The sequence below is a fragment of the Desulfobaculum sp. SPO524 genome (assembly GCF_044987625.1).
Classification (GTDB): Bacteria; Desulfobacterota; Desulfovibrionia; order Desulfovibrionales; family Desulfovibrionaceae; genus Desulfobaculum.
Genome location: NZ_JBJDSB010000004.1, coordinates 13,994 through 25,655, shown reverse-complemented (window position 1 = coordinate 25,655; position 11,662 = coordinate 13,994). Strand labels below are relative to the sequence as shown.

Below are 11,662 nucleotides of genomic sequence, written 5' to 3'. Positions count from 1 at the left end.
AGGGCCTAAGCAACGCTCCCCATAAGGAGCATCAGCCCAAAGCCAAAGACCACCACCGCAGCCCCAAGGGACACGATGTGGCGCACAATCCTCTGCCAGCGCCGACGCGCGCCGCAGGACCGAAGCATCAGCCCCCGGCAGCACACGGCCACCACGGAGGCGGCGGCGATGGTTACCCCCATTCCGGCGGCCATGGCGACCACGGCCCCAAGCCCAAGGGCCAGCGCCTGCTGCGCGCAGGCAAAGAGTAAAATAAGCGCCGCCCCCGGACAGGGAATAATACCCGCCGACAACGTCACCGCCCACAGGCTGCGCCGCGTGGCCGGGACAACAGGCGCGTCCCCTTCGCCATCTGCACCGCGCATCCCTGCCACGGCAGACCACACCAGCCACGCCCCAAGCAGGGTGATGAGCAGGTAGCTTGCCTGCTCAATGGTGGCGCTGGCCGCCGCAAAATTGGTCATGGATGTACGCTGGACCACCAGATACACCCCGCCCACAACAAGGGACGCCGACGCCGCATGGGTCGCGCCCATGCCAAGGCCAAGGGCCACGCCCTGCCCCACACTCCCCCCGCGCGAGAGGAAATACGACGACGCCACGGACTTGCCGTGCCCCGGCCCGGCGGCATGCACCACGCCGTAGGCAAAGGCCAGCCCAAGAAACAGCATCAGCTCCCACGGCGAGGGCGACGTTTTCAGGCGCCGCACGTAGCCGGACAAGCCGGTGCGCAGGTCGCGCTGAATGGTCACGCTTTTGGCGTACAGCGCCGCAAACAGCCCGTGCGAAGCGGGTGCGGAACGCGTCACACGCGCCGGGGCGTCATCCGCACCGGAGCCGCCGCGCATAAAAGGATTCGCCGCCCACGACGGCGCCACAGCCATACATATAAACAGCCCCACGCACAGGGCCACAAGATGACGGCGCTTCATCGCGAAAACCGCAGGGATATTTCGGTTGGCGTAATAAGCCATGTGGAAAACGAAATGTCCGCATTGGGCGCAACCTTGGAGGTCACGGAATACGCATCCGCATTTTCAAGGCGCACGGCCGCACCTTCCGGCGTGTAGAAGTCCACATAGTATTCCGGGTCAAACACCGCCAGCGAGATATCCGTCCCCGGCGCAACACGGCAGGGTATGACAAAGCTGTAGAACACCTCGGCCCCGTCCACCCCGGCGGTAAAGTCCTGCACGTCGGTGACCTTATGCGGCTGGCCGCCAATGGACAGGTGGCTGAAGTAGCCAAAGTTCTTCAGGTTATCAAAGGCCTCGGATTTGAGCACCTTTTGCTCGGCGGGGCTGAAGGCACCATCGCCGTCGGCGTCGTAGTCCTCAAGGAGCAAGGATCCGAACATTTCATCAAAGTGCCACAGCAGGCGGATGCCCTTCACGCCCTTGGCGTCAAACTCAAACGTGGCGATATTCGTCGCAAAAACATGGGGATGCGCCATGCCACGAGTCGGCATCCCCACAAGACAGAGACAAACGAGAACTGCGCCCAGTCCCCGGCTCACGGTACGTCGAAGGCCCATATATTCTCCGGAGTTGGCGGCCAGCCCCATGCTCGGCCGCAATGCTGGGCGCATTTTGTCCGGTTCCGCCGCGTACCGCAAGACCGTCCGGCCATCTTCTCCGCAATTCTTCGGTTGGCGTTCTTATCCTGCGGTCCTGCCGCACGCCGCCATCTTTCGCAGCGCACCGTCGCCGCCGGGCAGGGTCCAGGCCGCTTCCACCCGGTTGCGCCCGCGCCGCTTGGCCGCGTACACCGCGGCGTCCGCGTCCGCGTGCAGTCGCCGTGCCGCCTCATCCGGGTCTACACGCCGCCGCACGCGGCACTCCCCAACACCAATGCTCAGGGTAACCCCGCGCCCCTCACGGGCAAAACGCGCGCGTACGCGCTCTGCCACAGCGAGCGCCGTGTCCCGCTCCCGCCCCCGCAGCACCACGCCAAATTCATCGCCGCCATACCGAAAAACACAATCCTCCGGCCCGCGCACAGCCCCGGACAGCACCGCACCAAGCCGCTTGAGCAGCTCATCCCCCGCCGCGTGCCCCATGGTGTCATTCACGGCCTTGAATCCGTCGCAGTCCACAAGCAGCAAATGTATCACCCCGCCGGACGTCACTGCTTCCTGCATAAACAGCTCAAAGTGCCGCCGGTTGGAGACGCCCGTCAAAGGGTCCACATTGGCAAGGCGCTCGTACTCCCAGCTGGAGCGCGCCGCACGCGACAGACGCGCGGCGAGCCACTCCTCACGGTTCGCCGCCGCGCGCACCAACCAATACAGGTTACGCCGCAGCCGCAGCAGGTCGCTTTCTCCCTCGGTCTGCTCGGGCAGATCCCACGACGTGGGATACTCCCCATTGCGGGCATTCTCACAAAATGTATTCATGGAGCGCACCTCGCCCATCATAAGGTAATGGGCCACGCCCCACGCGATGGGCTTTGCCAGCACAATGGACAAAATGAACCCCAACGCCAAAAATCCCTCCGCCTCGGCGTACAACCCCTCATGCACCAGCATGGCTCCCGTCCCAAGAGGGACCACAACCACAACCAGCAGCACGCCAAGTATCCCCGTTTCAACACGCATGTCGGCCTTCCTCAAGGTTATGCCGTCATATAAGTTTGCAAAGTCCTTGCGTTTGGCGGCTTCATGGCATATATTGAAATCGATTTTCATTGTCAATAAGTCGTCACCTGTTGTGCGGCACAGCGCAGCGCGCGACGATTTTTTGACCGGCATCACACGGAAAATCCAACAGAAGTATCCTTAATGGGAGAAAAAATGCTCTTTGCAATTGACATTGGTTCTCAACTTCAATAGCTTCGGCAGTGCTTTTGGAGGCGGCACGGGCGCAACCATGTGCCGCACCGCTCCATTTCTGCCTTCCTGCGCAGGCGCAGTGCACCGCGTACAGGCCGATGTGGCATCCAAAACCATTTTTTTTGATCAGTTGTTGATAATGAATTTCAATTGCTGAAAACTGCATTTCGCGAGCAATCACGCAAAGAGGAGGCTTCGATGGCACGTGTGACTGGGCTTCGGAAGATGCCCCAAAACGGCAAGGCAAAAATCGCATCCATAAAGGCTGATGGTGAACTGGGCCGCCGCATCCGCGACATGGGCCTCGTCCCCGGCACCGAAATAGAGCTGGTGGGCAAAGCCCCTCTCAGAGACCCCGTTGCCCTGCGTTTGAGAGATTTTACCCTCACCCTGCGCAACAATGAGGCAGACCACATTACCGTTGAGCTTTTGGAGGCCTAAGCAATGCATGCCGAAATGACCATTGCCCTTGCGGGCAACCCCAACTCCGGGAAAACCACCATGTTCAACGCGCTGACCGGCGCGCGCCAACACGTTGGCAACTATCCCGGCGTCACCGTGACCAAGAAGGAAGGCACCATCACCGTCAACGGAACTGCCACGCGCATCGTTGACCTGCCCGGTACCTACTCCCTGACCCCCTATTCCGAAGAGGAACTGGCCGCGCGCAACTTCCTTATCGGCGAAAAGCCCCACGCCGTCGTTGACGTGGTGGACGCCGGCACCCTTGAGCGCAGCCTCTACCTTGTTGTGCAGTTCCTTGAACTGGGCGTTCCCGTCATTGTGGCGCTGAACATGATTGATGAGCTCAAGCGCCGCAACATGTTCATCGACTCCGCCAAGCTCTCCACCCTGCTTGGCGTCCCCGTTGTGGAAACCATCGCCCGCGATGGTCAGGGCATGGACAAAATGCTGAGCGAGGCACTGGACCACGCCAAAGCCCACAAAGGCGAAGTGGAACCCCTGCGCATCTCCTACGGCGCGGACATTGACGCCGCCCTGGACGAACTGGAACAGAAAATCATGGCCGCGCGCTTTTTGACGGACCGTCTCCCCGCGCGCTGGGTCGCCCTGAAATACCTTGAAGGCGACGAAGAGGTGCTGGAACGTGGCCGCAAGGCCGGTCCCCTCTCCGACGAGCTGGAATCCCGCGCCGCCAAGCTGGCGGACCACGTCAAAAAGACGCTGGATACCACGCCCGACGCCCTCATTGCCGACCACCGCTACGGCTTCATCTCTTCCCTGGTGAAGCAGGACGTGGTCAGCAAGGACGTCACCCACGAACGCCTGCAGATTTCCGACAAGCTGGACCGGGTGCTGACCAACACCTTCCTCGGCCCCATCATCATGCTGGGCGTTCTGTACGGCATGTTCCAGCTCACCTTTGCCGTGGGCGAGATTCCCATGGGCTGGGTTGAGGAACTCTTCGGCTGGCTGTCCGGTGCGGCAGAAGCCGCCATCCCGGCAGGACTCTTCCAGTCCCTTATTGTTTCCGGCGTCATCGACGGCGTAGGCGGCGTGCTCGGCTTTGTGCCGCTCATCCTTGTTATGTTCTTCTGCCTGTCCTTCCTTGAAGACTTTGGCTACATGGCGCGCATGGCCTACATGCTCGACCGCGTATTCAAGATGTTTGGCCTGCACGGCAGCTCCGTGATGCCCTTTATTATCTCCGGCGGCATTCCCGGCGGTTGCGCCGTCCCCGGCGTTATGGCCGCGCGCACCCTGCGCAGCCCGCGTGAGAAGCTGGCCACCATTCTGACGGCCCCCTATCTCTCCTGCGGCGCCAAGGTGCCCGTCTTTATCCTGCTCATCGCGGCGTTCTTCCCGCAGCAGGGCGCTGACGCACTGTTCATCATCACCCTCGCGGGCTGGGCCATGGCCCTCATCGTTGCCCTCATCCTGCGCAAGACCGTCATCAAAGGGCCGGCCACGCCGTTCCTTATGGAACTGCCCCCCTACCGCATCCCCACCCTGCGTGGCGTGCTCATCCACACCTGGGAACGCGGCTGGCAGTACATCAAGAAGGCCGGTACCGTCATTCTGGCCATCTCCATCCTGCTGTGGGCGGCCATGACCTTCCCCGGCCTGCCCGAGGACCAGTCTCAGGCCTTTGAATCCCAGCGCGCCGCCGTTGAGCAGCAGCTGGAGCAGACCTCCGACGAAACCGCCATCGCCTCCCTGAACGAACAGCTTGGCGACATTGACCACCATCTTGCTCAGGCCGAACTGCGGCACTCCTTTGCAGGCCGCGTGGGCACCTTCTTTGAGCCTGTTACCGAACTGGCCGGCTTTGACTGGCGCACCAACATCGCCCTCTTCGGCGGCTTCGCCGCCAAGGAAGTCATCGTGTCCACCATGGGTACCGCGTACTCACTGGGTGAAGTGGACGCCGAGGACGCAGGCAGCCTGTCCGACCGGCTGGCCGCGGACGAAGCCTTCACCATGTGGAGCGCCATCAGCCTTATCATCTTCACCCTGCTTTATGCCCCCTGCTTCGTGACGGTGGTTGTCATCGGCCGCGAATCGGGCTGGAAGTGGGCTGCATTCTCCGTCGTATTCAACACGGCACTTGCCTATTCGCTGGCAACGCTCGCCTTCCAGATGGGGAGCGCCCTTTAGGCACACACCATCAACCCTTTCGCCCTGCGCGCCATGTGGCGCGCAGGCGCGAAAGAGTCCACCACAGGAGAACGTCATGTGCGCAGCAGTCATCGGCGGAATGGACCGCCTGAAACGGAACTACATCAACGCCGCCAAGGATATGGGCGTCAAGCTCAAGGTCTTTACAGGCAAGGAGAACGCCATCGCCCCCAAGCTGGGCAAGGCCGACCTCGTCGTTGTGTTCACAAATCAGGTGTCCCACAAGGCCCGCAAGGAAGTGTGCTCCTACGCCAAGGCCAACAACATTCCCCTGCACCTCATGCACTCCTGTGGCATTTCCACGCTCCGACAGTGCCTTGAATGCACCAACACCAATTGCCCAAACGCCCCGCGGAGGGACGCATGAACCCCATCATGGAAATGGGTCAGCTCAACCGGCAAGGCATGCGTGCCTGCCAAGACGGCGACCTGAAAAATGCCGAATTTCTTCTGCGTCAGGCCCTTATGCGCTCGCGCGCCTGCACGTCTCCCCTGCCCGGCGCCAAGGTGCGCCATAACCTCGCCCTCATCCTCATCATGCAGGGCCGCACAGACGAGGCCCGCAGCCTTCTTGCGCAGGCGCTGGACACCGTCACCCAAACAGGGCTGACCAAAACACGCTTTCACGAGCGCATCCGCTCCAACCTTGAGGGGCTTGCCGCATGAGCACCACCTGCCGCATGTCCGTGTGCCCAAGGCATAGCGCCTCAGCAAGCGGCACCGGAACATGCGGTCTCGCCACCTGCCGCGAGCTGTCCCTTACCGGGCATCAGCTCGCGGAGGCCCTCGGCAACGCCGTGGACGCCAAGGACCACTCTACGCACTTCCACTCCGAGGAAGTCGCGGAAATCAGCCGGATACTCGCCCTGCACCTCGGCATGAACGAGGACGAGGCCGAGACCATCCACATAGCGGGGCATCTGCACGACATTGGAAAAATCGGCATCCCGGACGCCGTGCTGCGCAAGCCCGGGCCACTCACAGACGACGAATGGAACATCATTCAGCAGCACCCCCGCATGGGCGCAGACATCGTGCGCCCCATCGCGGCCCTCGCGCCGCAAAACGGCATTGCCGGGATGATTCTGCACCATCACGAGCGCCTCGACGGCTCCGGCTATCCCCACGGGCTCAGTGGGCAGGCCATTCCCATCGGCGCACGTATCATTGCCGTGGCGGACAGCCTCTCCGCCATGCTGCAACCGCGGCCCTACTGCCGCCCAAAGACGTTCTCGCAGGCCTACGCCGACGTGCTGCGCCTTGCCGGAACCAAATACGACCCCGAAGTCGTCAACGCACTCACCCGGGGCAAGGACATCATCGCGGCGACCTTTCCGGCCATGCGGCGCGCAGCTGGCCTGCCCACCACTGCCGCCCCCGCACAGCCATGCCGCGCCCCCCAGCGACCTCAACCCTTGGAGCTCATATCATGACCGTTTGCCGATCCAGCATTTCGTCCCGCACTTCGGCCCGTTCCCTGTTCGCCAGCGTTTTCAAAAAGAAGGACGCCCCGAACACCAACGACGCCCAGCAGGCCAGCGCCGCCCCCACAGCGGAGCGCAAATAGCCCTGCCACTTTTCGTACAGTACCGTGTGCCTCCCAAGCCTTGGCCCGCCCGCTCGCCCCGGGTGGGCCTTTTTGCGCCCTGCACCTTCACTGGCGCAACGCCCATCATCATGCTACCCACAATCCCAACATCACTGCCAAAGGATACAGCATGAGCACCATAACCTTCGTCACAGGCGGCTGCCGCAGCGGCAAGAGCAGCTACGCCCAGCGCTACGCCGAATCCGTCGGTCCCGCCCGCGTCTATCTCGCCACCTCGCAGGCACTCGACGACGAGATGCGAAAGCGCATCGACGCCCATCAGGCCTCCCGCGGCCAAGGCTGGACCACCGTCGAAGAACCTCTCGACATCGTCCCCGCCCTCCTCAGCGCCAGCCAACACGCCGACGTTGTTCTGCTCGACTGCGTCACCCTCTGGGTCACCAACTGCCTCATGGCAGGCATGGACGACGAAGACGTCTTCGCCCGCACAAACGACCTCGTCCGCGCCCTCGACGACCTCCCCTGCGCCGTGGTCATCGTCTCCAACGAAGTCGGCAGCGGCATCGTCCCCGAACACGCCCTCGCGCGCCGCTTCCGCGACCTCACCGGCGCCGTTAACCAACGCCTCGCCGCCTGCGCCAGCACCGTGGTGCTGTCCGTCAGCGGCATTCCGCTGGCCGTTAAAGGGGAGTTGCCCCTATAACGGGGACGTGCCGGGTGGAGTGTGTTGGCGAATGGGGCGGGAGTTTTTTTGCTCCGCAGGCTCAAGGGCCGTGGGCCCTTGAGAATCCCATGTGCGCACAGGCCGGGTGCCAGTGCATGAAACAGTCGTCACCCCTGTGAAGCTCCCGTCCGTGTGGATGGGAAGATTTTTTTTGGGGGCCTTGTCGCCGTATGAAGACCGGTGAGAATCCCTGTCGGGAAGAGAACAAGACCCAAAAAACGACTGCGCGGCAATGCCGCGCGGTCGTTTTTCTTCAAGCACCCACCCCCCTATTTTTGAGGCGGCTTCCGCCTCAAAAATCCTGGGGATTCTCAAGGGTGTCACACCCTTGAGCCGCCGGAGGCATGCCTTTTCTTCCGTCTTCCGTCTTCCTGCGCCGTGCGCAGAACGCAAAAAAGGCCAGCCCTTTCGGACTGGCCTTATACTGACGGATGGAGCCCATAAGCAGAATTGAACTGCTGACCTCATCCTTACCAAGGATGCGCTCTACCTACTGAGCTATATGGGCTTAATCATTGCCTCACTGGGGTTGTGGCTTCGAGGTCTGGCGAAGCGCGGCAACGTTTTTCAGAAAAAGCGGGCCATGCTTTTGCATAACCCGCCTTAATCTCATCGTGGTCGGGATGAGAGGATTTGAACCTCCGGCCCCTTGAACCCCATTCAAGTGCGCTTCCAGACTGCGCCACATCCCGACGAGTTTTCAAAGCCGCTCTCTCAAGCGGCGAGGTAGATATCTAGGTGGCATCGGCCCAAATGTCAACGCCCTTTTTCATTTTTTTCGCATTTTCTCCCCGGCCTGTCCACATATCCGCGCCATGCCTGCACTCGCCCGGTATCATGGGGCTTTTGCGCCGCGCCGGAGGCCGAATATGGCGGGCAACGGGCCGGGATGCATGGCGTTTAGGCCGAGGCGCTGGCGTAGCGCAACGCGGCGATGCGCGCGGCCTTGTCCTTGTGGTCTATAGCCACGGCGTCAAGGGCGGCATCCAGGGCCGTATCCAGCGTGGAGAAGACGTCCTGTGCGGGCAGAATGTCCCCTGCTCCGCATTCGGCAAGCGTGGTGCGCTGGTCCGCATTCACCACAAGCATCACGCGCACGCCTTCGTCCACCAGCTTCTCCAGCATTTCGCTCAGGGCGAACACGGCGGAGATGTCCATAAACGGCGCGCTGGTGCAGTTGACGACAACACAGCGCGTTCCATAGAGGCGGTCCACCTTGTCCTGCATAAGAGAGGATGTCCCGAAGAAGAACGCGCCGTTGATGGTAATCACACGCACTTGCTTATCGCTGGCGGTGATGGCGTCCATGTACTTGTCGCGGTCGGCGTCGTCTTCCATGCTGGTGACCTGAATGCGCGTCTGGCGGGCAACGCGGTAGGCGAGCATCAGGCAGGCAAGGGCCACGCCAACGCCAACGGCCACGATAAGGTCCACAAACACGGTAATGCCAAACACAGCCAGCATGACCACGAGGTCCTGCTTGGGGGCCTTGCGCACAAGGCGCAGCAGTTTGTAGTCCAAGATATCCACACCCACCTTCACGAGGATGCCCGCGAGGACGGCAAGAGGAATGCTGGCAGTGAGGGGACCAAGGCCCAGCAGAACCGCCACGAGGAACAGCGCATGGATTACGCCGGACAGCCGCGTGGTGCCGCCGGCCTTGATGTTGACGACGGTACGCATAGTCGCGCCCGCGCCGGGCAGGCCGCCTACAAAGCCCGCCACCATGTTGCCGAGGCCTTGGCCGATCAGCTCACGGTTGGAGTTGTGCTGATCCTTGGACATGGAGTCCGCAACGATGGAGGTCAGCAGCGTATCAATGGTGCCCAGCAGGGCAAGGGCAAAGCCAAGGGTGGCGATGCGTCCCCAGTCGGCAAGGGGCAGACCGGGAATGTGCAGTTCGGGCAATCCGGACGGAATAGCGCCGATGGTGGGCACGGGCATCTTCAGCGCGTAGGCGAGCACACTCATGGAGATGAGCGCAATAAGCGGCGACGGCACAACGCGCGAGATGCGTGCGGGAGTCAGGAACACAATGGCCATGGTCGCGGCGGCGAGCCCCACCGCATACAGATTCATGGCGGCGACTGCGTCCGGCAGACCCATCAGGGCCAAAAGCGGCGACTTGAGGCTCTCGCAGCCCATGAGCGGCTGAATCTGAAGCAGCACGATAATCACGCCGATGCCGTTCATAAAGCCGGAGATGACGGGATAAGGGATAAACTTCACCACCCCGCCAAGGCGGAACACGCCAAACAGCATCTGGAACAGACCGCACAGCAGCACGACCAGACACACGGCCTCGGGCTGCCCCGAGAAGGCGGCGACAGCCGTCCCCATGACCACGGTCATCGGTCCGGTGGGACCGGACACCTGCGTCCGGGTGCCGCCAAAGATGGAAGCAAAAAGTCCAAGGGCGATGGCGCCGTACAATCCGGCGGCCGCGCCCGCTCCACTTGCAACGCCAAAGGCGAGGGCAAGAGGCAGTGCGATGATGCCTGCTGTCAAACCTCCGAAGATGTCACCGCGCACTGCGTTCATGGGGTAGCTCATTTCTCTACGTTCCTGTTTCTAAAACACCGGTCCCGTCCCCGAACGTCAGCCATCCGGCGTTCTGTGCCTTGTGAGAAGGGGCAGGACAAAAGGGAAAAACGGCCCATCGTAGGACGCTGAAACGTTTCAGGCAACCCGCGCACCATTTTTCCCGAATCTTGGGAACCTGTTATCAATAACTGGGCAATGCACTGCCCTTTCCCGTACGGCGCAACACAAACGGCCCGGCACCCCATGATGGGATGCCGGGCCGCGTTTTGGACAAAGGGGCGCGCTCTTAGCGCGAGACGGCGAGGCGCACGCCAAGGAAGAGGAAAAACGCGCCAAGGGTGCGGTCGAACCACTGCGACACGCGGCGGTTGGAGCGCAGGCTGGTGGTAATGCGGTCACCGGCGAAGATGACCATCGGTTCCACAAGGGCGGCCACCAGAATAATGAGCACCCCGTGCAGGGCCAGCTGCATGGGCACGGGGGCGACCCCCGGCACCACAAACTGCGGCAAAAAGGCGAGGAAGAACACGGCGGCCTTGGGGTTGAGGATGTTGATGAACACACCCTGACGGTAGATGCGCCCCGGCGAGGCGACAGGGCCGCCACCCGCCTGCGCGGCAAACGCGCCCTTGGACCGCAGCGCCTGAATACCCAGCCACACAAGGTAGGCCGCACCAGCGTATTTGACCATGGAAAAGGCCGTGGCCGATGCCACAAGCAGTGCGGACAGGCCAGCAGCGGCAAACAGCGTATGGCACAGCGAACCGGTCCACACGCCAAACATGGCGGCAAAGCCGTGCCGTTTTCCGCCGCGCACGGTGTTGGCAAGGATAAAGCCCATATCCGGGCCGGGGGAAATATTCAAAAGTAGGGCCGCAACAAAGAAGGTGGCCCAGTGCTGCATGCCGTATGCGTCAAGAATCATGGCGTCTCCTCAGGGCGGCGCACCGCGGCGCGCCGCATGTCATCGCTCACAAAAAACCCGCCACGGGGGCGGGTTGTGGTCATTCACCCTTGAGGAGGCGTTTCATCTCCTCAAGCTCGGCAATCATACTCCGCCGGAATGCATCCAGCCGGAGGGTCGCGCTTGTTTCGTCGTCACTGGCGGCTTCCGCCGCGGCGATGGCGTCGTCGCGCTCCAGCTTCTTACGCGCCCCTTCAATGGTCATCCCCTCCTCGTGGAGCAGATGCCGGATAAGCGTCAGCTGTTCGATGTGCTCATCGGTGTACAGCCGCTGGCCTTTGCGGGTGCGAATGGGCTGTATCTGCGGAAATTCGGACTCCCAATACCGCAGCACGGAGGTGTTGAGATTGAGCTTCCGAGCTGCCTGCCCGATGCGGTAGGTCCGGCCCATGGTCCACTCTCCAACCTGTC

At 62.1% G+C, this 11,662-nt stretch carries 14 protein-coding genes and 2 tRNA genes; 7 read left to right on the top strand and 9 right to left on the bottom strand.

The window, feature by feature from the left end; genetic code table 11:
• Window positions 1-5 precede the first annotated feature (5 nt).
• The 4 genes from ACI3L3_RS13230 to ACI3L3_RS13215 all read right to left on the bottom strand — a co-directional run bounded on the left by ACI3L3_RS13230 (window position 6) and on the right by ACI3L3_RS13215 (window position 3,011).
• Window positions 6-932: a nickel/cobalt transporter gene (locus ACI3L3_RS13230; RefSeq protein ID WP_404845612.1), complete on the bottom strand. Its 927-nt coding sequence runs from the start codon at window positions 930-932 to the stop codon at window positions 6-8.
• The gene (locus ACI3L3_RS13225) at window positions 929-1,534 is read right to left on the bottom strand and encodes a DUF1007 family protein (RefSeq protein ID WP_404845611.1); all 606 of its coding nucleotides are present in this window, start codon (window positions 1,532-1,534) and stop codon (window positions 929-931) included. Before ACI3L3_RS13225 ends, ACI3L3_RS13230 begins: the two co-directional genes overlap by 4 nt.
• Before the next feature lie 123 nt (window positions 1,535-1,657).
• On the bottom strand, window positions 1,658-2,596 hold the full coding sequence (locus ACI3L3_RS13220) for a diguanylate cyclase (RefSeq protein WP_404845610.1): 939 nt from the start codon (window positions 2,594-2,596) through the stop codon (window positions 1,658-1,660).
• 103 nt (window positions 2,597-2,699) lie between these two features.
• The gene (locus tag ACI3L3_RS13215; RefSeq protein ID WP_404845609.1) at window positions 2,700-3,011 is read right to left on the bottom strand and encodes a hypothetical protein; all 312 of its coding nucleotides are present in this window, start codon (window positions 3,009-3,011) and stop codon (window positions 2,700-2,702) included.
• Window positions 3,012-3,055: 44 nt separating this feature from the next.
• On the opposite strand from ACI3L3_RS13215, the gene ACI3L3_RS13210 reads away from it, so the two are divergent.
• The 7 genes from ACI3L3_RS13210 to cobU all read left to right on the top strand — a co-directional run bounded on the left by ACI3L3_RS13210 (window position 3,056) and on the right by cobU (window position 7,722).
• Window positions 3,056-3,271, top strand: coding sequence for a ferrous iron transport protein A (locus tag ACI3L3_RS13210; protein WP_404845822.1), 216 nt, complete (start codon window positions 3,056-3,058; stop codon window positions 3,269-3,271).
• Window positions 3,272-3,274: 3 nt separating this feature from the next.
• Entirely contained in the window at window positions 3,275-5,449 is a 2,175-nt protein-coding gene (gene feoB, locus ACI3L3_RS13205) for a ferrous iron transport protein B (RefSeq protein ID WP_404845608.1), read from the top strand.
• A gap of 76 nt (window positions 5,450-5,525) precedes the next feature.
• Window positions 5,526-5,837 carry a DUF2325 domain-containing protein gene (locus ACI3L3_RS13200; protein WP_404845607.1) on the top strand — a complete coding sequence of 104 codons (312 nt, stop codon included), beginning with the start codon at window positions 5,526-5,528 and terminating at the stop codon, window positions 5,835-5,837.
• Window positions 5,834-6,136 (top strand): tetratricopeptide repeat protein, encoded by a 303-nt coding sequence (locus ACI3L3_RS13195; protein ID WP_404845606.1) that lies wholly within the window; start codon window positions 5,834-5,836, stop codon window positions 6,134-6,136. Before ACI3L3_RS13200 ends, ACI3L3_RS13195 begins: the two co-directional genes overlap by 4 nt.
• On the top strand, window positions 6,133-6,903 hold the full coding sequence (locus ACI3L3_RS13190) for an HD-GYP domain-containing protein (protein WP_404845605.1): 771 nt from the start codon (window positions 6,133-6,135) through the stop codon (window positions 6,901-6,903). Before ACI3L3_RS13195 ends, ACI3L3_RS13190 begins: the two co-directional genes overlap by 4 nt.
• Window positions 6,900-7,037, top strand: a complete 138-nt coding sequence (locus ACI3L3_RS13185; protein ID WP_404845604.1) for a hypothetical protein — start codon at window positions 6,900-6,902, stop codon at window positions 7,035-7,037. Before ACI3L3_RS13190 ends, ACI3L3_RS13185 begins: the two co-directional genes overlap by 4 nt.
• 151 nt (window positions 7,038-7,188) lie before the next feature.
• Window positions 7,189-7,722, top strand: coding sequence for a bifunctional adenosylcobinamide kinase/adenosylcobinamide-phosphate guanylyltransferase (cobU, locus tag ACI3L3_RS13180; RefSeq protein WP_404845603.1), 534 nt, complete (start codon window positions 7,189-7,191; stop codon window positions 7,720-7,722).
• Between the two features lie 453 nt (window positions 7,723-8,175).
• Here cobU and ACI3L3_RS13175 read toward each other — a convergent pair.
• From ACI3L3_RS13175 to ACI3L3_RS13155, 5 genes are all read right to left on the bottom strand, one after another.
• A tRNA-Thr gene (locus tag ACI3L3_RS13175) sits at window positions 8,176-8,251 on the bottom strand.
• A gap of 107 nt (window positions 8,252-8,358) precedes the next feature.
• Window positions 8,359-8,435, bottom strand: a tRNA-Pro gene (locus ACI3L3_RS13170).
• A gap of 208 nt (window positions 8,436-8,643) precedes the next feature.
• Window positions 8,644-10,296: a SulP family inorganic anion transporter gene (locus tag ACI3L3_RS13165; RefSeq protein ID WP_404845602.1), complete on the bottom strand. Its 1,653-nt coding sequence runs from the start codon at window positions 10,294-10,296 to the stop codon at window positions 8,644-8,646.
• 277 nt (window positions 10,297-10,573) lie between these two features.
• On the bottom strand, window positions 10,574-11,212 hold the full coding sequence (locus tag ACI3L3_RS13160; RefSeq protein WP_404845601.1) for a LysE family translocator: 639 nt from the start codon (window positions 11,210-11,212) through the stop codon (window positions 10,574-10,576).
• A 79-nt stretch (window positions 11,213-11,291) separates the two neighbouring features.
• Complete coding sequence (locus ACI3L3_RS13155; protein ID WP_404845600.1) at window positions 11,292-11,642, bottom strand: MerR family transcriptional regulator; 351 nt, start codon at window positions 11,640-11,642, stop codon at window positions 11,292-11,294.
• Window positions 11,643-11,662: the final 20 nt, after the last annotated feature.